This window comes from Mesorhizobium sp. M6A.T.Cr.TU.014.01.1.1 (assembly GCF_004022765.1).
GTDB lineage: Bacteria > Pseudomonadota > Alphaproteobacteria > Rhizobiales > Rhizobiaceae > Mesorhizobium > Mesorhizobium mediterraneum.
Genome location: NZ_RZPG01000033.1, coordinates 28,828 through 50,153, shown reverse-complemented (window position 1 = coordinate 50,153; position 21,326 = coordinate 28,828). Strand labels below are relative to the sequence as shown.

Annotated in this window: 20 protein-coding genes and 1 pseudogene; 17 read left to right on the top strand and 4 right to left on the bottom strand. The window is 62.1% G+C overall.

Annotated elements, in window-relative coordinates:
- Positions 1-2 precede the first annotated feature (2 nt).
- The 10 genes from hisA (at position 3) to EN885_RS28630 (ending at position 9,310) form a co-directional block, all read left to right on the top strand.
- Entirely contained in the window at positions 3-752 is a 750-nt protein-coding gene (gene hisA, locus EN885_RS28675) for a 1-(5-phosphoribosyl)-5-[(5-phosphoribosylamino)methylideneamino]imidazole-4-carboxamide isomerase (RefSeq protein ID WP_128243722.1), read from the top strand.
- A complete protein-coding gene (locus tag EN885_RS28670) occupies positions 749-1,585 on the top strand; it encodes an arginase family protein (RefSeq protein ID WP_128243721.1) in 837 nt (278 codons plus the stop codon). The genes hisA and EN885_RS28670 overlap by 4 nt, the downstream gene beginning before the upstream one ends.
- Entirely contained in the window at positions 1,582-2,376 is a 795-nt protein-coding gene (hisF, locus tag EN885_RS28665) for an imidazole glycerol phosphate synthase subunit HisF (RefSeq protein ID WP_164897937.1), read from the top strand. The genes EN885_RS28670 and hisF overlap by 4 nt, the downstream gene beginning before the upstream one ends.
- A 65-nt stretch (positions 2,377-2,441) precedes the next feature.
- Positions 2,442-2,768: a phosphoribosyl-ATP diphosphatase gene (locus EN885_RS28660; protein WP_128243719.1), complete on the top strand. Its 327-nt coding sequence runs from the start codon at positions 2,442-2,444 to the stop codon at positions 2,766-2,768.
- Positions 2,769-2,792: 24 nt separating this feature from the next.
- Positions 2,793-3,752, top strand: coding sequence for a type I pantothenate kinase (gene coaA / locus EN885_RS28655; RefSeq protein ID WP_095484481.1), 960 nt, complete (start codon positions 2,793-2,795; stop codon positions 3,750-3,752).
- A gap of 77 nt (positions 3,753-3,829) precedes the next feature.
- Positions 3,830-4,837 (top strand): glycosyltransferase family 2 protein, encoded by a 1,008-nt coding sequence (locus EN885_RS28650; protein WP_128243718.1) that lies wholly within the window; start codon positions 3,830-3,832, stop codon positions 4,835-4,837.
- Positions 4,837-5,607: a class I SAM-dependent methyltransferase gene (locus EN885_RS28645; protein WP_128243717.1), complete on the top strand. Its 771-nt coding sequence runs from the start codon at positions 4,837-4,839 to the stop codon at positions 5,605-5,607. Before EN885_RS28650 ends, EN885_RS28645 begins: the two co-directional genes overlap by 1 nt.
- Positions 5,608-5,614: 7 nt before the next feature.
- Positions 5,615-6,013, top strand: a complete 399-nt coding sequence (locus tag EN885_RS28640) for a GtrA family protein (protein ID WP_095485060.1) — start codon at positions 5,615-5,617, stop codon at positions 6,011-6,013.
- Between the two features lie 97 nt (positions 6,014-6,110).
- Positions 6,111-7,583 (top strand): hypothetical protein, encoded by a 1,473-nt coding sequence (locus tag EN885_RS28635; protein WP_206616859.1) that lies wholly within the window; start codon positions 6,111-6,113, stop codon positions 7,581-7,583.
- 14 nt (positions 7,584-7,597) lie between these two features.
- Positions 7,598-9,310 (top strand): hypothetical protein, encoded by a 1,713-nt coding sequence (locus EN885_RS28630; RefSeq protein ID WP_128243716.1) that lies wholly within the window; start codon positions 7,598-7,600, stop codon positions 9,308-9,310.
- Here EN885_RS28630 and EN885_RS28625 read toward each other — a convergent pair.
- From EN885_RS28625 to EN885_RS28610, 4 genes and pseudogenes are all read right to left on the bottom strand, one after another.
- Positions 9,273-9,890 carry an alpha-ketoglutarate-dependent dioxygenase AlkB gene (locus tag EN885_RS28625; protein WP_128243715.1) on the bottom strand — a complete coding sequence of 206 codons (618 nt, stop codon included), beginning with the start codon at positions 9,888-9,890 and terminating at the stop codon, positions 9,273-9,275. The two genes, EN885_RS28630 and EN885_RS28625, sit on opposite strands and share 38 nt — an antisense overlap.
- Before the next feature lie 248 nt (positions 9,891-10,138).
- Positions 10,139-10,387 (bottom strand): annotated as a pseudogene (locus tag EN885_RS28620) (LysM peptidoglycan-binding domain-containing protein); the annotation flags it as partial.
- Positions 10,388-10,531: 144 nt separating this feature from the next.
- Positions 10,532-10,969, bottom strand: a complete 438-nt coding sequence (gene arfB / locus EN885_RS28615; protein WP_077374749.1) for an alternative ribosome rescue aminoacyl-tRNA hydrolase ArfB — start codon at positions 10,967-10,969, stop codon at positions 10,532-10,534.
- 106 nt (positions 10,970-11,075) lie between these two features.
- Complete coding sequence (locus EN885_RS28610; protein WP_127291149.1) at positions 11,076-12,686, bottom strand: phosphoenolpyruvate carboxykinase; 1,611 nt, start codon at positions 12,684-12,686, stop codon at positions 11,076-11,078.
- Positions 12,687-13,028: 342 nt separating this feature from the next.
- On the opposite strand from EN885_RS28610, the gene EN885_RS28605 reads away from it, so the two are divergent.
- From EN885_RS28605 to EN885_RS28570, 7 genes are all read left to right on the top strand, one after another.
- On the top strand, positions 13,029-13,730 hold the full coding sequence (locus EN885_RS28605) for a response regulator transcription factor (RefSeq protein ID WP_023796909.1): 702 nt from the start codon (positions 13,029-13,031) through the stop codon (positions 13,728-13,730).
- Between the two features lie 144 nt (positions 13,731-13,874).
- Positions 13,875-15,656, top strand: coding sequence for a sensor histidine kinase (locus EN885_RS28600; RefSeq protein WP_127206473.1), 1,782 nt, complete (start codon positions 13,875-13,877; stop codon positions 15,654-15,656).
- Between the two features lie 3 nt (positions 15,657-15,659).
- Positions 15,660-16,106, top strand: a complete 447-nt coding sequence (locus tag EN885_RS28595; RefSeq protein ID WP_126103995.1) for an HPr kinase/phosphorylase — start codon at positions 15,660-15,662, stop codon at positions 16,104-16,106.
- A gap of 163 nt (positions 16,107-16,269) precedes the next feature.
- Complete coding sequence (locus EN885_RS28585) at positions 16,270-16,671, top strand: PTS sugar transporter subunit IIA (RefSeq protein ID WP_029347440.1); 402 nt, start codon at positions 16,270-16,272, stop codon at positions 16,669-16,671.
- Positions 16,668-16,964 carry an HPr family phosphocarrier protein gene (locus tag EN885_RS28580; RefSeq protein ID WP_126103994.1) on the top strand — a complete coding sequence of 99 codons (297 nt, stop codon included), beginning with the start codon at positions 16,668-16,670 and terminating at the stop codon, positions 16,962-16,964. Before EN885_RS28585 ends, EN885_RS28580 begins: the two co-directional genes overlap by 4 nt.
- Positions 16,965-17,170: 206 nt before the next feature.
- On the top strand, positions 17,171-18,571 hold the full coding sequence (ahcY, locus tag EN885_RS28575; protein WP_095484471.1) for an adenosylhomocysteinase: 1,401 nt from the start codon (positions 17,171-17,173) through the stop codon (positions 18,569-18,571).
- Positions 18,572-18,759: 188 nt separating this feature from the next.
- The gene (locus EN885_RS28570) at positions 18,760-21,324 is read left to right on the top strand and encodes a PAS domain-containing sensor histidine kinase (protein ID WP_128243714.1); all 2,565 of its coding nucleotides are present in this window, start codon (positions 18,760-18,762) and stop codon (positions 21,322-21,324) included.
- The last annotated feature ends 2 nt before the right edge of the window (positions 21,325-21,326 follow it).

The following is a 21,326-nucleotide window of genomic DNA, read 5'->3' as shown; positions in this document are numbered from 1 at the left end:
CGGTGGTCCTGTTCCCGGCCATCGACCTCAAGGACGGCAAATGCGTGCGCCTGAAGCACGGCGATATGGCGACCGCGACGATCTACAATGATGATCCGGCAGCGCAGGCCAGGGCCTTCGAGCAACAGGGCTTTGAATGGCTGCATGTGGTCGACCTCAACGGTGCGTTCGAAGGCCAGAGCGTCAACGGCGCGGCGGTCGGCGCCATCCTCAAAGCGACGAAAAATCCGGTGCAGCTTGGCGGCGGCATCCGTACCCTGGCGCAGGTCGAGGACTGGCTCGATCGCGGGCTGGCCCGCATCATTCTCGGCACGGTGGCCGTGCGCGATCCCGATCTGGTCAGGCAGGCCTGCAAGGCATTCCCCGGCAAGATCGCCGTCGGCATTGACGCCAAGGGCGGTAAGGTGGCGGTCGAGGGCTGGGCAGAGGCCTCGAGCCTCGGCGTCATCGAACTGGCGAAGAAATTCGAGGGCGCCGGCGTCGCCGCCATCATCTACACCGATATCGATCGCGACGGCGTTCTGACTGGCATCAACTGGGACGCCACCATCGATCTCGCCGATGCGGTTTCGATCCCGGTCATCGCCTCTGGAGGTCTGGCCTCGATCGCCGATATCGTGCGCATGACCATGCCCGATGCGCAAAAACTCGAAGGTGCCATCTCGGGCCGCGCGCTTTATGATGGGCGTATCGATCCGGCCGAGGCACTGGCGATCCTGGCGGCCGGATCGCAGAAGGCGAGGGCTCGATGAAACTCTCGATCATCCTCGCACCCTATGACAGTGGCCTTTACCATGCCGGCTTTGGCCAGGGTCCCGACGCCATCATTGCCGGCGGCCTTGTCGATGAACTTACCTTCCGCGGCCACGATGTCGTCGTCGAGGACATCGGCGAGGTCGGCGATGCCCAGAGACGCGAAATCGCGACAGGCTTCGCGGTTTGCCGGGCAGTCGCCACCAAGGTCGATCTGGCGCGCGACGATGAGCGTTTTCCCATCGTGCTCGCCGGAAATTGCCTGACCGCCGCCGGTGCGGTGGCTGGCGACGCCGCGGATTCGATCATCTGGATCGATCAGCATGGCGATCTCAACACGCCCGAGACGTCCGCCTACGGCTTCCTCGACGGCATGGCGCTGGCGACGACGCTGGGGCTCTGCTGGCGTCCGATGACAGCCACAATTCCCCGCTTCCAGGCGATCGATCCATCGCGGTGCATGCTGGTCGATGCGCGCGACCTCGATTCCGATGAAGGGCGGCTTCTAGAGACGCTGCCGATCATTCGCACTCAATGGGCCGATGCGCTCGACAACGTTGGAAAGCTGAAGGCGGCCGGCGCGGCCCAAGTACACCTGCATCTGGATCTGGACGTTCACGATCCGGATGTGCTGCAAGTGAACCGCTATGCGCAGTCGGGGGGCCCAAACCCGGAGCAACTGCGGCAACTGGTTTGCGGGCTGGCCAAGTCGATCCCGATTGTCGGCATCACCCTGTCTGCCTACGACCCTGCCTTTGACGCCAAGGGCGAAGTTCCGCCTGTCGTCGGGCAATTGCTTGGCGATTTTCTTGCCGCGCTTGAGAGGATTTGATGCTGAAAGCCCGCGTCATCCCCTGTCTCGATGTCAAGAACGGCCGCGTCGTCAAGGGCGTCAACTTCGTCGACCTGATCGATGCCGGCGATCCGGTCGAGGCAGCAAAGGCCTATGACGCCGCTGGTGCCGACGAGCTCTGCTTCCTCGATATCACCGCTTCGTCCGACAACCGCGAGACCATCTTCGACATCGTCGCCCGCACCGCCGAACAATGTTTTATGCCGCTGACAGTCGGCGGCGGCGTGCGCCAGGTCGCCGACATAAGAAAGCTGCTTTTGGCCGGCGCCGACAAGGTGTCGATCAACACGGCGGCGGTGAAGAATCCCGATTTCGTCACCGAAGCGGCCGACAAGTTCGGCAACCAGTGCATCGTCGTCGCCATTGACGCCAAGAAAGTGTCGGGCCAAGGCGAAGCCGACCGCTGGGAGATTTTCACCCATGGCGGCCGCGAGAAGACCGGCATCGACGCGGTCGAATTCGCTCGGCAGATGGTCGATCGCGGCGCTGGCGAGATCCTGCTGACGTCGATGGATCGCGACGGCACCAAGGCCGGCTACGACATTGCGCTGACCCGCACGATCGCCGACGCCGTGCGTGCGCCGGTCATCGCCTCCGGCGGCGTCGGCACGCTCGATCACATGGTCGAGGGCATTCGCGATGGCCATGCCGGGGCGGTGCTGGCGGCATCGATCTTCCATTTCGGCACTTACAGCATCGCCGAAGCCAAGGCGCATATGGCCCGCGCCGGCCTGCCGATGCGGCTGGACTCATCGGGCGATCGGCTCTAAAGCATGAAAAGTGGGGACCGGGTTATCGGAAAAGATTATGCTTAAACAAGCAGATAGATGGCGCCATGGCTGAGTTTTCGCTCTCCGATCTGGAGACAATCATCAGGGAGCGCGCGCATTCCGGCGATGCGGATTCATGGACGGCAAAGCTGTTCGCGCGCGGCATCGACAAGGCGGCGCAGAAGTTCGGCGAAGAGGCGGTCGAAACAGTGATCGCGGCCGTTGGGGGTGACAGACAAGCGCTCGTTTCGGAAAGCGCCGATCTCATCTATCATTGGCTCGTCGTTCTGGGCGTCGCCGGCGTTCCGCTAGCCGATGTCCTGACCGAACTCGAGCGCCGCACCAGTCGTTCGGGCATCGCCGAAAAGGCGTCTCGGCAGGACCGGGGCTGATCGCTGCGGAGGGTAGGAAACTCGATGGACCAGCTCGCCCCCACCGAGAAATACTCACCCTTTCGTTTCTTCTCGGCGGAGCAATGGTCGCAGTTCCGCGCCGACACCCCGATGACGCTGGGCGCGGACGAGATCCGTCGCCTGCGCTCGCTCAACGATCCGGTCGACCTCGAAGAGGTCAAGCGCATCTATCTTTCGCTGTCGCGGCTTTTGTCGGCCCATGTCGAGGCGAGCCAGCTGCTGTTCAGGCAGCGCCAGGCCTTCTTCAACGCGGTGGATATCGTCAAAACGCCCTTCATCATCGGCATTGCCGGTTCCGTTGCGGTCGGCAAATCGACCACGGCGCGCGTGCTCAAGGAATTGCTGGCGCGCTGGCCGTCGAGCCCCAAGGTCGATCTGATCACCACCGACGGCTTCCTGCTTCCCAACGAAATCCTGCGCCGCAACAACCTGATGGAACGCAAGGGCTTTCCCGACAGCTATGACGTCGGCGCCCTGCTGCGTTTCCTGTCGGGGATCAAATCAGCGCAGCGCAATGTCCGCGCGCCTGTTTATTCGCACCTGACTTACGACGTCATTCCCGGCGAGTTCCAGACCATCGACCGGCCGGATATATTGATCTTCGAAGGCATCAACGTGCTTCAGCCCGGCAAGCTGCCGAAGGACGGCAAGATCGTGCCTTTCCTGTCGGATTTCTTCGACTTCGCCATCTATATCGATGCCGAAGAGGAGCTGATCCATCACTGGTACATCGCCCGCTTCATGCGGCTGCGCGAGACTGCCTTCCGCAACCCGGATTCCTTCTTCCACCGCTATTCGCAACTTTCGCAAGCAGCGGCCCGCGCCATCGCCGAAGGCTTGTGGGCCAACATCAACCTGAAGAATTTGCGCGAGAACATCCTGCCGACGCGAGCCCGCGCCGATCTCATCCTGCGCAAGGGCGCCAATCATCTGGTTGAGGAGGTGGCGCTCAGGAAGCTGTGAAATTCCGAGCCATTCCTTAAAGTCATCTTAACCCAGCCTCTCTATTGTCGAGCCTGATCTGCGGGCTCCGGCAAACAATGAACGCGCCTTTCCTTCATATTGATCGACCGGCAGCTGACCGCGTCGCACATCCGGGGAGCGGGATCGCCACGATTGCGCTGATCGTGCCGGTGCATAACGAGGAAGGCGCGATCGCCCCATTTCTGAAGGCCGTATGCGAAAGCATCGATCCGCTGCAGGAAAATGGCATTACCTTCGATCTCATCTTCATCAATGACGGCAGCAGCGATGCGACGCTCGAACGGCTGATCGAAGCCCGGCAAGCCGATCCGCGTATTCGGGTGATCGATCTTTCCCGCAATTTCGGCAAGGAGGCCGCGATGACCGCCGGTCTCGACAGCTGCGATGCCGATGCCGCAATTCCCATGGATGTCGACCTGCAGGACCCGCCGCATGTCATTCCGCTGCTTGTCGAAAAATGGCGCGAAGGTTTCGAGGTCGTTCTGGCCAAGCGAGCCAATCGGTCGAGCGACAGTTTTCTAAAGCAGCGCTCCGCCTCGACGTTCTACCGCGTTCACAACTGGATCGCACAGCAGAAGATCCCGCACGATGTCGGCGACTTCAGGTTGATCGATCGTCAGGTCATCGAAGCGCTGCGCTCCTTGCCCGAACGCCGTCGTTTCATGAAGGGCCTGTTCGCCTGGGTGGGCTTCCGCACCGCAACCGTCGAATATGTCCGCGATCGGCGCATCGCCGGCCAGTCGAAATTCTCCGGCTGGAGGCTGTGGAACTTCGCGCTCGAAGGCATCACCAGCTTCTCCACCGCGCCGCTTGAAATCTGGACCTATGTCGGCGCGACGATCTCGGCATTGTCGTTTCTCTACGGCCTGCTGATCGTCGCCAAGACGATGATCTTTGGCGCGGATGTGCCAGGCTACGCTTCGCTGCTGGTCAGTGTTCTTTTCCTTGGCGGCATCCAGTTGCTCGGCATCGGCATCATCGGACAGTATCTCGGCAGGGTCTACGCCGAGATCAAGCAGCGTCCGATCTACATCGTGCGTCGCAAATATGAGGGGATGAACTGATGGAGCTCGATGCCTACCGACAGATGGCCGCCACCGAAGACGAGCATTGGTGGTTCTGTGGGCGGCGCGCCATCGCGGAGGCGGTCATTCGCCACCTCGACCTGCCCGCAAAGGCGCGCATCGTCGAGATCGGCGCCGGCACCGGTGGCAACATCCAGATGCTGGAACAGTTCGGCGCGGTGACGGCGGTGGAAATGAGTGATCTCGCGCGCGAGATCGCCGGGGAAAAGACCGGCCGCGACTTTCTTGCCGGCCATCTGCCGGACAATATTCCTGTTGCGCCGCAAAGCTGCGACCTCATCTGCCTGTTCGACGTGCTGGAGCATGTCGCGGAGGACGAAGCATCGCTGGCCGCAATCCGTCAAATGCTGAAACCAGGCGGCCGCGTCATCCTTACCGTGCCCGCACATCAATGGCTGTGGAGCACCCACGATGTGGGGCTGCACCACATGCGGCGCTATTCCCGCAATCTGCTGCGTGAGCGCATTGAAAAGGCCGGCTTCACGATCGACCGGCTGAGCTATACCAATGCCGCGCTGTTTCCCGCAGCAGTGTTGGCACGACTGGTGGACAGGCTGCGCAAACCGGCCAGGCCAGCGGGCCACGCGACGCCGCCGAAGCCGCTCAATGCAGCGATGAAGGCCATGTTTTCGGCGGAGGGCCGGATCGTGCCAAACGCAAGCCTGCCGTTTGGTGTTTCGCTGCTGGCGGTGTTTCGCAAGGACGGCGCCGTCGAAACCGGTCGCTTCGACGAGAAACTGGCAGCCTGACCGCGCCATGTCGGCTACTGGCTCGTATCGTCGCCTGTCGCGCTTTGCCCTGATCGGGATTGCATCGACGCTGATCTATGCCGTTTGCGCTTTCCTGCTGTCGCGTGGACAGGCAACGGCTGGCCTGCCGGCAGCACTCACATCCTTTGCGGCTTATGCCATCGCCGCGCTGTTCTCTTATACCGGGCATAAATATTTCACATTCATCTCTGGCGGCAGCCACGCAATGGAACTGCCTCGCTTCCTCCTGCTCACCGCTTCGGGCCTCGCTATCGCGGTCGCTCTGCCGGGGTTTTTGACCCAGATGCTCGGCGTCCCTGCTTCAGTCCCGATCCTGCTTACCTGCATTGCCGTGCCGGTCATCAACTATGTCGTCCTCGGGCGCTGGGTGTTTCGTGGTCTCTAGCGCGCGATCCCTCGGTGAACCGCTGCCTACCATAGGCCGTTTCTCGCGGTTTGTCGGCGGCGCAGGTGCTGCTCCGTTGTTGCTGGCCGGCGTGGTCGTGGCGTATGCTGCCTGGTTATCGACGGTTGTGACGCCGACCAATGTCGATGTGTCATGGCTCCTGGTTGCGTGTGATCGGTTGCTCGGCGGAGAGCGACTGAACACCGACATCATAGAGACCAATCCGCCTTTCTCGATCTTTCTCTACATGCCGTTTATGCTCTTGGAAAAGCTTAGCGGCATACGCGCCGAAGTCTGGCTGACGCTCGGTGTCGTCTGCCTGAGCTTGGCCAGCCTGGTTGTTTCCGCCCGCATTCTCGCCCGCGTCGACCCGATTTACCGACAGCCTAACGCTCTCTTGGCAGCTCCGGTCGCGCTGTTCATGGTCCTGTGTTTCCTGCCGGACCAATTCGGCCAGCGCGAGCATTTCGCGCTGATTGCCATTCTGCCCTGGTTGGCATTGCAGTGCGCACGCCAGCGAACGCCGGACTTCGTCGCAGGCTCGACCGTGGAGCGCGTTCTGGCGGGGCTGGGCGCGGCCACCGTTATCATGCTCAAACCGCCGCATTTTGCCCTGGCCTTCCTGCTGCCCTCGCTGTGCCTTGCGCTCCATCGACGGTCTCTAAAGCCGTTCTTCGCTGTGGAAAATCTTCTCGGCGCTGCGGTCATCGTCATCTATGTGGCTTCCATTGCGATCTTCGACCGCGCCTATTTCAGCGAAATACTGCCCTTCGTCAGGGAGGTGTATCTGCCGCTGAGAGCTTCGGTCGTCGAGATGATGGCAAACTGGCCGAAGATAGTGCTGCTTCTGGCCGCGGCCGTCCTGCTGGCAGCGGGCGACATCAGGCGATTGCATTGGGACGTCCGGATTCCGCTCTTGGCCGCTCTCGGGTTCATCCCCGCCTTCGTCGTCATGGGCAAGGGTTGGCCCAATCACGCGCTGCCGATGGTGGTTGTGGCGGTACTTGCATTCGCTGTCCAGCTTCCGCGGTTCGGTGAGTTCCGCGCTGCAGGCTTCGTTCGCAAAGCCGGCCTTGTCTTCGGCTGCGTGTTGGTGCTGCAAATAACGATTAGAGCACAATACGCTGCGCTGACTGCGGACAACGAGCCGATGGAGCGGTCCGCCGCCACAATCAGCGCCACGATCGAAAACCCGACGATCATGTCGATCGCGGATCGGATGCAGGTGGGCCATCCTCTCACCAGGCTGGTCGGCGGCAGGTTCATGTCGCGTCACCCGGGCGCCTGGGCGGTGTTCAATGCGGAAATACTTGCTCGCAAGGCCGATGAACACGGACAGAAACGGAAATTTGAAGGGATCCGCGATCGGGTGATCGGCGAATACGCCGCCGAGATATCAGCGGAGAAGCCCGATATCGTGCTGTCAGGCTCCCCCTCGTGGACTGCCTTGATGCTGCAGGACGAGCGGGTCGCGGCTGCCTTGAGCGACTATCACGTGCTGCACGCCGAGCCGGAGATCACCGTCTTTCTGCGCGGCGGCGCGCGCCAATTGACGCCCGTTTCGAACTAGTTCCGTCCGGCCGATTGGCTGATCGAGGGAGAGGCTACAGAGAACATGGTAAGGGCTATCCAATCGTTTTATCGGAGAGCACATATGTCAACGTTCCGGGGCAGGACAGCACCGTGAGCGTCGCGAACGAGACTGGCGGCTGGGGCCGGTGGGGCAGTCGGGATTTTGCGGCGTCGCTGCATCCTGGCCGCAATGTCCTTGCGATTGCTGCGCTCACAGTCTTGTCGATCGCCTGTCAGGTGCGCTGGGGAACTATTCCGGATACGAGTTGGCTGATCACCGTCTGCGAGCGGATACTCTCTGGTGAGCGGCTCTACACGCAAATCTACGAGACCAACCCTCCATTCAGCGTATGGCTCTATCTGCCGCCAGTGGCTGCGGCCAGGTTGCTGGGAATCGCCCCGGAAGTCCTGGTTCAGGCCTGGACCTATCTTGCCGCACTTGTCGGACTTTCGTTCTCGGGCGTGATCGTCAAGCGTGCGGGTTTCGCCGAAGCAGCATCACTATTTGCATTGGCGCCAGCTTTCTACGCAATGCTGGTGGTCTTTCCCGGCAACGCCTTCAGCGAGCGAGAGCATATCGGCATAGCGCTTTTCATGCCGCTGCTCGCACTTCATGCCTGGCGCGCGCGCCGAGATGCAAAGGCGCAACCAGGCTTGGGTCTTGCAGCCCTTGCCGGCCTGTCGGGCAGTGTTCTGTTGCTGATCAAGCCCTACTACGCGATCATGGTGTTGGCGCCGGCACTGCTCGTCGCAGCACGCCAATGCAGTCTGAAATCGGTTTTCGCTCCGGAGCACTGGGTCATAGGCGGCGTCTGCATCGCTTATTTCGGCGCGGTCACATTGATCCATCCGGAATTCCTGCGCGACGTTTATCCCCTGATGGCGGATGTTTATGCAAAGGTCAGCGTCTTTCTGCCGATTGTGATCGTCTACGGTTTTACGTGGGGCTTTCTCGTATTCCTGACGTGGTGGCTGTGGCCGGCCGGGCGATTTCCGGAGCTGGCGGCGGTAGCGCTGACCGCGTCGGTCGCCGGCATGTTCCCGCTGTTCTACCAGGCGAAAGGCTGGGCCTATCATGCCTATCCCGCCATCTTTTGCGCCGTGGCAGCCATTCTCTGCCTGCTGGCATTGCCCAGGATCAAGCAGCAGCAGCCAAGGCTGTTGTCTTTTGTGACGACACCTTCGCGAGCTTGGGCGCTGGCGGGGGTGGCAATCGCTTTCTTGCCGTACTGGAGCACTCAGAAGCCAGACCCCGCGCTGGTTGCCGCCATTCGCGCCGCGACCGATCGGCCGACCGTTGCGTTGATCAGCCCGGACATTTCCTCTGGACATCCGCTGAACCGCATGATCGACGGGCAGTTCGTTTCGACCCATGTCAGCGATTGGCTTGGAGCGTTCTCGCTCCGCCTGTCCCAGCAGGCGGTCCTCTCCGGTGACACCGCCGAGGCGACACGTTACCAAGCCATCATGGTGCGCTACGCCGAAAGCAAGCGCGAAGAATTTGAGCGCCTGCGCGCGGATGTCATCATCTTCAAGAAAAACAACACCAACTGGACAAGCCAACTGACCGAGCGTTTTGGCTTTGACGCGATCCTGGCCCGTTACCACGTGCTCGCCGAAGACGGTGCCCTGCGCATCTATCTACGCGAGGACTATGTCCGCCCCGGCCCGTTGACGGTCGGGCGCCTCACGTCGGCGTCGTCACCCGCCTCAGCGTCAGATTGATCCGTCCGCCATTCCTGAGCAACGCCGAGGTCGAGGGATAGATGCGGTCGACGCCGTGAAAAGAGAGGCGGCCTTCGCCGCCAAGCACGACGACGTCGCCGCTTTTCAGCCTGAACGATTTTGTGCCGCCTTCGCGCGTGCTTTGGCCGACCCTGAACAGGCAATCGTCGCCCAGTGAGACCGACACGACCGGCGCGGCGAAATCCTCCTCGTCGCGGTCCTGGTGAAGGCCCATCTTCGCGTCCGGCGAATAGAAATTGACCAAACAAGCCTCCGGCGGATGCGGATAGGCAGACACGTCCCGCCACAACTCGAGCAGCACGTCCGGGATCGGCGGCCAGGGCGTTCCGGTCACCGGGTGCGTCGGCTGGTAGCGATAGCCGTGCTCCTTGTCGGTGACCCAGCCGAGCGGGCCGCAATTGGTCATGCGCACGCTCATCTCCTTGCCGGTGCGCGGCATGGCCGGCACGAACAGGGGAGCCCCCTGTACGACCCGTCTCACATCCTCGACCAGCGCTTCCTGCACCGGACGGGACAGATAGCCGGGCATGTGGCGGACGCCTTTGGGCAGAACGAGCATCAGCTTGGTCGCTCCATTAGGTTCATCTGGCGGACAATGCCACCAACAAACAAGAACGGCGACCCGAAAGCCGCCGTTCTTCTCTTGTCGCGATTGCACCGGGCTTAGAGACTGTTTCGAAATTCGCTCTGGCGAGTCATATGGTGGTGGTTTCGAGAACCGGAGCGGAGCGTACTTAAGCACGTGAGCACCGGAAGCGCAGAAAACGCCATCAGATGGCCGCCGGAGTAGAGTTTCCAAACAGTCTCTTAGTCGAGGTCCGGTATGCGCAGGACTTGCCCCGGATAGATCTTGTCTGGGTGGCTCAGCATCGGCTTGTTGGCCTCGAAAATGATCGGGTTCTTCGCACCCTTGCCCTTGCCGTAGCTCTTTTCGGCGATCTTCCAGAGGTTGTCGCCTTTCTTGACCGTGTAGAAGGTCGGTTCCTTGGCCGCGGTAGCGGGCGTGCCGGACTCGGGTGCGGCGACCTGCAATTCGTCCGCCTGCACCTTGGACACGCGCCCTTGACGAAATCAAACATGCCCATCTGTGGTCTCCCTTGCTGCGGCGAATACAGAACTTGCCATCTGCAACCTTGAATTGGAAGCCGTCTCGACCGCGGGATCGATGTCGCGCCTGCCACATCGTGGACGCACGTCGCTCTAATCGTCGTCCACCCGGCCGCGCAGTTTCTTGATTGTGCCGCGCCCAGCTTTAGTCTTCAGCCGCCTTTCTACCGCGCCTTTCGACGGCCTCGTCTTCTTGCGCGGCGGCGGCGGCGGTTCGGCGGCCTTGGCGACCAGTTCCGCAAGCCGCGCGCGGGCGTCAGCCCGGTTCTGCTCTTGCGTGCGGAAGCGTCCGGCCTCGATGACGATGACGCCGTCCTTGGTGGCGCGTTGGCCAGCCAGCTTTATGGTTCGCTCGCGGACGCGCTCCGACAGGCCCGGCGCATTCGCCGCATCGAAGCGCAATTGCACCGCCGTCGCCACCTTGTTGACGTTCTGGCCGCCAGGGCCGGACGAGCGGATGAAGTCCTCATGCAGGTCATCCGGATGGATCACCGCATCGTCGGCAATGATGATCTTGTCGTCGGCGTTCATGCCGCAGTCATGGCGCGGCAAGCGAAAAAAGAAAAGGCCCGATCCCCGGGGTCGGGCGTTCCCGATCCCGGTCCGGGCCTTGAGGTGCAGGATATCCGCCCGGCGATTATTCCGCGGCTTCGCGCATGCGCGGGGCGGCGCCGAGCACAATGGCGTCGACATGAGGTTCGAATTTTTCGAAATTGATGGCGAACATGCCGACCAGCCTCGCCGCCTGCAGGTCATAGGCTGATGTGTCGGCCCAGGTCGATCTCGGATCGAGAATGGCGCGGTCGACGCCAGCGACCGCCACCGGCACATCGAAACCAAAATTGGCGTCGGTGCGGAAATCGGCCCCGTTCAGCGAGCCGTCGAGTGCCGCGGCAAGCAGCGCCCGCGTCGCCTTGATCGGCATCCGCTTGCCGGTGCCATAGGCGCCGCCGGTCCAGCCGGTGTTGACCAGCCAGCAATCGACACCGTGATGGGCGATCAGCTCGCGCAGCAGATTGCCGTATTCCGACGGATGGCGCGGCATGAACGGTGCGCCGAAACAGGTCGAAAACGTCGCTTCGGGTTCAGTGACGCCCTTTTCGGTCCCTGCCACCTTGGCGGTATAGCCGGAGAGGAAATGATACATCGCCTGCGCCGGAGTGAGCCGGGCGATCGGCGGCATCACGCCGAATGCGTCGGCGGTCAGCATGATGATGTTTTTCGGGTGACCGGCGCGGCCCGTCTTGCTGGCGTTGGGGATGAAGTCGAGCGGATAGGCGCAGCGCGTGTTTTCGGTGAGACTGCCGTCGTCGAAATCCGGCACACGGTCCGCGTCGAGCACCACATTCTCCAGCACCGTGCCGAAGCGCTGCGTGGTGGCGAAGATCTCCGGCTCGGCTTCGGCCGAAAGCTTTATCGTCTTGGCATAGCAGCCGCCTTCGAAATTGAAGATGCCATCCGGACCCCAGCCGTGCTCGTCGTCGCCGACCAGCGTGCGCGACGGGTCGGCCGACAGCGTCGTCTTGCCGGTTCCCGAAAGGCCGAAGAAGATGGCCGCGTCTCCGCCAGCGCCTTCATTGGCCGAGCAATGCATCGGCATCACGCCCTTCGCCGGCAACAGATAGTTGAGCACGGTGAACACCGATTTCTTCATTTCGCCGGCATAGGAGGTGCCACCGATCAGCACGATCATGCGCGAGAGATCGACGGCGATCACCGTTTCGGTGCGGGTGCCGTGGCGGACGGGATCGGCGCGGAATGACGGCAGGTCGATGATCGTCATGTCAGGCACGAAATGCTCGAGCTCGGCGGCTTCCGGACGAATGAGCAGATTGCGGATGAACAAGGAGTGCCAGGCAAGCTCCGTGACGACCCTGGTCGTCAGCTTCAAGTCCTCGTCGGCGCCGCCGACCAGATCCTGCACATAAAGATCCTTGTCCGCCGCATGGGCGCGAAAATCGGCGAGCAGCGCGTCGAACTGGGACGGCGAAATCGCCTTGTTGTTGTCCCACCACACATGCGGCCCGGTGGTCTCGTCGCGCACGATGAATTTGTCCTTGGGCGAGCGGCCGGTGTGCTGCCCGGTTTCGGCGACGAGCGCGCCATGCGCGGTTGTCCGGGCCTCGCCGCGGCGGATCGCTTCCTCGTAAAGGGCCGCCACGCCGAAATTATAGCGCACCGCGCCCGTGGTTTTCAGGCCGATCCGATCGATCGCCCATGCGGGATTGCGTTTGCCGGCTTCCGACATGAGGGTTCCTTCTTCGATTTGAGCATCCTGGCCGGCGAATTTCCGGAGCCCCCACGACGGAGACTGTAAGCGTCAGAACCAGAAAAGCCAAATGATATCAAATAATTAATCGATTTAAATATTTTGAAAGTTGTTTAAATCGTTTATATATGCAAAAAATCAGGCGGTTGCCCAAAGGATTGGCGGTCTTTATCAGTCCAATCCATATCGAGGTGAGATTGTGGCCGCCGGCATGCCGCTCGTGACAGCGGACTGAGCCTGTGCCACATTTTGTACCTAATTTGTCCTGCAAAAGCCCCTTCTCGACCAAAGAAGGGACAGCTCATGAGGGAGCCACTTGAAATGGCAACAATCGCGCTTGTCGACGACGATCGCAACATTCTGACTTCGGTGTCGATCGCCCTCGAATCGGAGGGGTATCGCGTCGAAACCTACACGGATGGGGCATCGGCGCTGGAGGGCCTGGCGGCGCGTCCGCCGAATCTCGCCATCCTCGACATCAAGATGCCGCGCATGGACGGCATGGAGCTTCTGCGCCGGATGCGCCAGAAATCCGACCTGCCGGTGATCTTCCTGACGTCCAAGGACGACGAGATCGACGAGCTTTTCGGCCTCAAGATGGGCGCCGACGACTTCATCCGCAAACCCTTCTCGCAGCGTCTTCTGGTCGAGCGGGTTCGGGCCGTGCTGCGCCGTGCCAGCGCCCGCGAGGCGTCGGCCAAGACGCCCAACCAGCAGGCACGTTCGCTCGAGCGCGGCCAGCTTGTCATGGACCAGGAGCGCCACACCTGTACCTGGAAGGGCGAGCCGGTGACGCTTACCGTCACCGAGTTCCTGATCCTGCATTCTCTGGCCCAGCGTCCCGGTGTGGTAAAAAGCCGTGATGCGCTGATGGATTCGGCCTATGATGAGCAGGTCTATGTCGATGACCGCACCATCGACAGTCACATCAAGCGGCTTCGCAAGAAGTTCAAGGCCGTCGATGATGACTTCGAGATGATCGAAACCCTTTACGGAGTCGGATACCGGTTCCGCGAAGCATGAATTGATGCATGTCGCCCAAAAGTGGTCCCGGTTTTGGGGACAACGACATGCATCGAAAACGTTATTGCATGTCGCCCAAAAGTGGTCCCGGTTTTGGGACAACGACGTGCTCAAAACTAAAGACCGAGCGGGGGCTGCTATTCGATGGCAGTGGACGTAGAGCGAGTGAGACGGACGGGCGGCCGGCGCCCGTCGCGGATTCTGCCCGCATTCCTGTCGAGGATCACGGTGCCGATGCGCCGCTTCCTCGGACATCATATCTTTTCCAGCCTGACGCGGCGCATTCTCTTCCTCAACCTCGCCGGCCTGGCCGTCCTGGTCACCGGCATTCTCTACCTCAACACGTTTCGCGACGGGCTGATCGATGCCCGCGTCGAGAGCCTGATGACCCAGGGCGAGATCATCGCCGGCGCGATCGCAGCATCGGCGACGGTCGAGACCGATTCGATCAGCATCGATCCGGAAAAACTGCTGGAACTGCAGGCCGGCGAAAGCCTGGGTCCCGGCTCCGATCAGCTCGACAATCTGGATTTCCCGATCAATCCGGAGCGCGTCGCGCCGGTGCTCAGGCGCTTGATTTCGCCGACGCGGACGCGTGCCCGCATCTATGACCGCGACGCCAACCTGCTGCTCGATTCCCGCCATCTCTATTCGCGCGGCCAGATCCTTCGCTACGACCTGCCGCCGGTCTCCGCGGAAGAGCCCGACCTTCTGGAGCGTATCCAGAAATTCGTCTTCGATTTCTTCCGCAACACCGCGCTGCCGGTCTATCATGAGCAGCCGGGCGGCAATGGCGCTGCATTTCCGGAGGTGGTCAAGGCGCTTACCGGCAGCCCGTCGACCATCGTGCGGATCTCGGAACAGGGCGAGCAGATTGTTTCGGTCGCCGTGCCGATCCAGCGCTTCCGCGCCGTTCTCGGCGTATTGATGCTGTCGACGGAAGGCGGCGACATCGACAGGATCGTCGCGGCCGAGCGCAAGGCGATCCTGCGCGTCTTCGGCATTGCCGCCCTTGTGACCGCCATCCTGTCGATGCTGCTCGCCTCGACCATCGCCAACCCGCTGCGCCGGCTGTCGGCGGCGGCGGTCAGGGTGCGGCGCGGCGTCAAGAACCGCGAGGAAATCCCTGATTTCTCCGACCGGCAGGACGAGATCGGCAATCTGTCGATCGCCGTGCGCGACATGACCAATGCGCTCTATGCCCGCATTGAGGCGATCGAAAGTTTCGCGGCTGACGTCTCGCACGAGTTGAAGAACCCCCTGACCTCGCTGCGCAGCGCAGTGGAGACCCTGCCGCTGGCCAAGAACGACACGTCGCGCAGCCGGCTGATGGATATCATCCAGCACGACGTCAGGCGGCTGGACCGTCTCATCACCGACATTTCCGATGCCTCCCGTCTTGACGCCGAGCTCGCGCGGGAAGACGCAGGAACCGTGGATCTCAAGAAGTTCATCACGGATCTGGTCGACGTTTCACGCACGGCCACGCGCAACAAAAAGACGGTCGAGATCGAGTTCAAGGTCGCCAAGCCGCCGCAGGGCGTCAAGGGCTACTTCGTCGCCGGCCACGATCTGAGGATCGGCCAGGTCATCACCAATCTGATCGAGAATGCCCGCTCCTTCGTTCCTGAAGAGCGCGGCCACATCACTATCTCGCTGGCGCGCGCCGGCAAGGTCAACATCATCACCATCGACGACAATGGTCCCGGTATAAGAGCAGACAACATCGACCGCATCTTCGAACGCTTCTACACCGACCGGCCGGCCGGCGAGGCGTTCGGCCAGAATTCAGGGCTTGGCCTGTCGATCAGCAGGCAGATCGTCGAAGCCCATGGCGGCACGCTGACCGCCGAGAACATCCCGGGCACCAAACCCGGCGAAATCAAGGGCGCGCGCTTCGTCGTGACGTTGCCGGCCGAAGGCTGATCTATGCGCGCTGAAAACATTCATGGAACGGCGCTGCTGATCGGCGAGCGCGGCGTCCTCATCACCGGACCGTCCGGCGCCGGCAAGACGACGCTGGCGCTGACGCTCCTGGATCATTGCCGCGCGCGCGGGCTGTTTTCGCGGCTTATCGGCGATGACAGGCTGCTCGCCGTGGCCCACGCCGGGCGGCTGGTCTGTGGCGTGCCGGCGACCATCGCCGGTCTCGCCGAAGTGCCTGGGTTCATGCCGCGCCCGCTGCCCTTCGAGCCGGGTGGAGTGATCGACCTGCATGTCCGGCTGGTGCCGAAGGCAGAAATGGCCCGTTTCCAGGAGGAAATCAGCGAACCGGTGGCAGGCTGTCCGGTGCCGCGTATCGACCTTGCCGAGCGCAACGCCGCCACGGCCTTGCCGGCGGTGATGGCACGGCTCTCCATCGCGCCTTTTCTATGATCCGGTTCCGGTTTTTTGCTGCAATGCGTCAAAATGGCCTAGGCCTATGCAATTTTGGGCTTGTCAACGCGTCTCGCGTCGACAAGATAGCGCTCCCGCCGCCTGGAATGGCCGGCGAGTATGAAACGCCTTATGAAGCGGCGATGACGGGAGCCACCAAAGAATGATCGGACTCGTGCTTGTAACGCACGGTCAACTGGCCGCCGAATTCCGCCATGCCGTGGAACATGTCGTCGGGCCACAAGACAGTTTCGAGACCGTGGCGATCGGCGCCGATGACGATATGGAGCAGCGCCGCAGCGACATCGTCGACGCCGTTGCCCGTGTCGACACGGGGGCGGGCGTCATCGTTTTGACAGACATGTTCGGCGGCACGCCCTCCAATCTCGCCATTTCGGTGATGGAATCCGGTCGTACCGAGGTCATTGCCGGCATGAACCTGCCGATGCTGATCAAGCTGTCCAGCATTCGCAAGGGCGACAATATGAGCGCAGCGCTGGACGAGGCGCAGGCAGCCGGCCGCAAATACATCAATGTCGCCAGCCAGCTTTTGAGCAGCAAATGAACGCGCTGTCGGCCAAGAAGGATGACATCGTCCGGGAGTTTCCAATCGTCAACCAGCGTGGCCTGCATGCCCGCGCTTCGGCGAAGTTCGTTCAGGTTGCCAGCGGCTTCGACGCCTCCGTCCATGTCGAGAAGGACGGCGTCAAGGTCGGCGGCACCTCGATCATGGGTTTGATGATGCTGGCGGCGAGCCCCGGCTATTCGATCCGCGTCACCGCCAGCGGCCCGGAGGCCGAGCAGGTCATCGACGCACTGGAGAAACTGGTCGCCTCCCGCTTCGGCGAAGAGTCCTGACGCCTGGAGCGCCGCACGTCCTTTGGACTCGAATTTGCGCATCGTGCTTTCCGAAAATCGCTTCCGAAGACATGCACGGATAAAGATTTCTTTATATCCCATTGTCGTCCGACCGGCGATCTGCTAGTCAGGCCGGCAACTCGCGCCCTTCGAAACGCCTTTGGCGCGGGCGCATCCCGAAGACAATTCTTGATCGGAGCACTGCCATGACGGGTAGCAAAGACTATGTGGTCGCCGACATCTCTCTTGCCGGCTGGGGCCGCAAGGAGATCGAGATCGCCGAAACCGAAATGCCGGGTCTGATGGCCTGCCGCGAGGAATTCGGCAAGGCGCAGCCGCTCAAGGGCGCGCGCATCACCGGTTCGCTGCACATGACCATTCAGACGGCGGTGCTGATCGAAACGCTGAAGGTGCTCGGCGCCGATATCCGCTGGGCCTCCTGCAACATCTTCTCGACCCAGGACCATGCGGCCGCGGCCATCGCCGAGGCCGGCATTCCGGTCTTCGCCATCAAGGGCGAGACGCTCGAAGACTACTGGGTCTACACCGACAGGATCTTCCAGTGGGCCGATGGCGGCACCTCCAACATGATCCTGGATGATGGCGGCGACGCCACCATGTACATCCTGATCGGCGCGCGCGCCGAAGCCGGCGAGGATGTGCTCTCCAATCCGGGCAGCGAGGAGGAAGAGATCCTGTTTGCGCAGATCAAGAAGCGTATGGCGGCTTCGCCCGGCTTCTTCACCAAGCAGAAGGAAGCGATCCGCGGCGTCACCGAAGAGACGACGACCGGCGTCAACCGGCTCTATCAGTTGCAGAAGAAAGGCCTGCTGCCGTTCCCGGCCATCAACGTCAACGATAGCGTGACCAAGTCGAAATTCGACAACAAATACGGCTGCAAGGAATCTTTGGTCGACGGCATTCGCCGCGGCACCGACACGATGATGGCCGGCAAGGTCGCGGTCGTCTGCGGCTATGGCGACGTCGGCAAGGGCTCTTCGGCGTCGCTCAAGGGCGCCGGCGCCCGCGTCAAGGTCACCGAGGTCGATCCGATCTGCGCGTTGCAGGCGGCGATGGACGGCTTCGAAGTCGTCACGCTCGAGGATGCCGCACCGACGGCCGACATCATCATCACCACCACCGGCAACAAGGACGTCGTCACCCTCGACCACATGCGGTCGTTCAAGGACATGGTGATCGTCGGCAATATCGGTCACTTCGACAACGAGATCCAGGTGGCGTCGCTGCGCAATCTGAAGTGGACCAACATCAAGCCGCAGGTCGACATGATCACCTTCCCGGACGGCAAGCGGATGATCCTTTTGTCGGAAGGCCGCCTGCTCAATCTCGGCAATGCCACCGGCCATCCGAGCTTCGTCATGTCGGCGTCCTTCACCAACCAGGTGTTGGCGCAGATCGAGCTCTACACCAAGCCCGGCCAGTACGAGAATCAGGTCTATGTCCTGCCGAAGCATCTCGATGAAAAGGTCGCGCGCCTGCATCTCGACAAGCTTGGCGCCCGGCTTACCGAACTGTCCGGCGAACAGGCCGCCTATATCGGCGTGACCCCGCAGGGGCCGTTCAAGCCGGAACACTACCGCTATTAACCAAAGCTTAAATTACCACTAGATATTGATGCCGGGCGATTGACTTTTCGCCCGGCTTTATTTTTGCGCTGATTGATTCTTCACGCCGATTCGCGCAAGCGCTATGGTGCTGATTCGCGGGTCCGGGGACGAGGGCCGACGCACGCATCAGGGCGGTCTTGCATTCAGGCGGCGAAGAGGACCAAGACATGCCGGGGGATAACCCGCCTCGCGCGGGACAGGCCGTTTCCGGCGGCCACAACGATTCGGTGACCACGGATTCCGCTGCAACAGGCGGAAGCCTCTTATGGTGCGCTGGCGCTCGCGTCGGAAAATTGCTTGCCTCTTCCGCGCTCGCCGGTCCGCTGCTCGGTTTTGCGGCGCATGCTGAAACCGTCGCTGCGCAAAAAGCCGGGCTGTCGGTCTCCACGGTCGAGGTCATGCAGCTCGCCATGTTTGTCGGCGTCATGGGCGCGGCACTTGTCTCGGCCATCGCCCTGATCCGCGAAAGAGCGCGCACCTCGGCACAGAATGTCGAACTCAGAGCCCGCCTGGCCGACGTCAACGCTGCGCTGCGGCGCTCCGAGGCGCTGCTCAATTTGCGCGACCAGCGTGTCATCGTATGGGCCTCGGAAAACAAGAAACCCGAGCTCGTCGGGACATTGCCGATCGAAAGCGGCGCCCCGGAAGACCGCGCCGCTTTCCTCGCCTTCGGCCGTTGGCTGATGCCGCGCTCGGCGGCGGCGCTCGAGAATGCCGTGGCGGGACTGCGTGAAAAGGCGAGGCCGTTCGATCTCGTCATCGAATCGCAGGTCGGTGCGCCGCTCGAAGTGCACGGTCGCAAGAGCGCAGCACACGTGCTTGTGCGCTTCGTCTCGCTGTCTGAAACGCAGCGAAGCGAGGCCAGGCTGAAAATCGAGAACCAGCGCCTCGCCACCGACTATGACACGATGCTCGGCCTTCTCGACGCGCTCAGCATGCCGTCATGGCTGCGCACGGCCGACGGGCGGTTGAAATGGGTCAACCGCGCCTATGCCAAAGCAGTCGAAGCGGAAAATGCCGAAGCGGCCGTTCGCGACGCGAAGGAATTCCTGGGTGGCCAGGCGCGCGATGCGATCGCTGCGCAGCACAAGTCGCATCCCGTCTTCGAGCAGGCGCTTTCCACCGTCATCGAAGGCGACCGCCGCATGTTCGCTGTGACCGACTTCGCCGGCGCGGATGGTTCGGCGGGTCTTGCCTGTGACACCAGCGGCATCGAGATCATCCGTAACGAGTACGAGCGGACCGTGCGGAGCCATGCCGACACGCTCGATCAACTCAACACCGCCGTGGCGATTTTCGATACCGACGAGAAGCTGCGGTTTTTCAACCAGGCGTTCCAGAAACTATGGGGCCTCGACAGCGGCTTCCTGCACAGCGCCCCAGACAACGCCTTGTTGCTCGACCGGCTGCGCAGCGAAGGCAAGATCGCCGAGCAGCCCGAATGGCGGCGCTGGAAGGAGAGCCTGCTAGGCGCCTATCGCGCGGTCGAGTCGCAGGAACATTGGTGGCATCTGCCGGACGGCAAGACCATCCGCGTTGTCGCCAATCCGCAGCCCAAGGGCGGCGTGACCTGGGTGTTCGAGAACCTGACCGAGAAGATGGACCTCGAAAGCCGCTACCAGACCGCGGTGCGGGTCCAGGGCGAGACGCTCGACAATCTTGCCGAGGGCGTGGCCGTGTTCGGCCCGGACGGAAGGCTCAGATTGTCGAACCCGGCATTCGCAGCACTTTGGGGACTGGACGCCGACGCCGCCAAGCCCAACGTCCACGTCTCCACGATCCGCGATCTTTGCGACCGGCGCGCCGCCGACAGTCCCTGGGCCGGGTTCGTTGCCGCCATCACCGGTTTCGACGATGAGCGCCGCGACCGCCACGGCCAGACCGAGCTGAACAACGGCAACGTGCTGCGCTACGCGATGATCCCACTGCCCAACGGGCAGGTGATGATGACCTTCGTCGACGTCACCGACAGCGTCAATGTCGAGCGGGCCCTGAAGGACAAGAACGAGGCACTGGAAAAATCCGATCAGCTCAAAAACGAGTTCGTGCAGCACGTCTCCTACGAATTGCGCTCGCCACTGACCAACATCATCGGCTTCACCGAGCTTCTCTCGCTGCCGTCGACCGGGCCATTGAGCCAGAAGCAGCGCGAATATGTCGAGCATGTCGGCTCGTCTTCCTCGGTCCTGCTCACCATCGTCAACGACATCCTCGACCTGGCGACCGTGGATGCCGGCATCATGGAACTCGACATCTCCGAAGTTCACGTCGACCGGACCATCGCCGCCGCCGCCGAGCTTGTTGCCGACCGGCTGGAGGAGCATGCGATCAGGCTCAAGATTGACGCGGCCACCGCGCCAAAGACGTTCCACGGCGACGAAACCCGCGTCCGCCAGATCCTCTACAATCTGCTGAGCAACGCCGCGAACTACGCTCCGGAGGCGAGCACCATCACGCTCGCCTGCCGCTCGCTTGCCGAAGGCGTGGAATTCTCCGTCCACGATGACGGTCCCGGGATGCCGCCGGACCTGCTCGATTCGGTGTTCCGTCGTTTCGAGCCGCGCACCAATGGTGGCCGCCGGCGCGGCGCCGGCCTCGGCCTGTCGATCGTCAAGAGCTTTGTCGAGCTGCATGGCGGCAGCGTCCGCATCGAGACCGGCAAGGACAGGGGCACCACGGTCATTTGTGCCTTTCCCGACACGCCGTCCGGCATCCGCGCGGCGGCCGAGTAGCG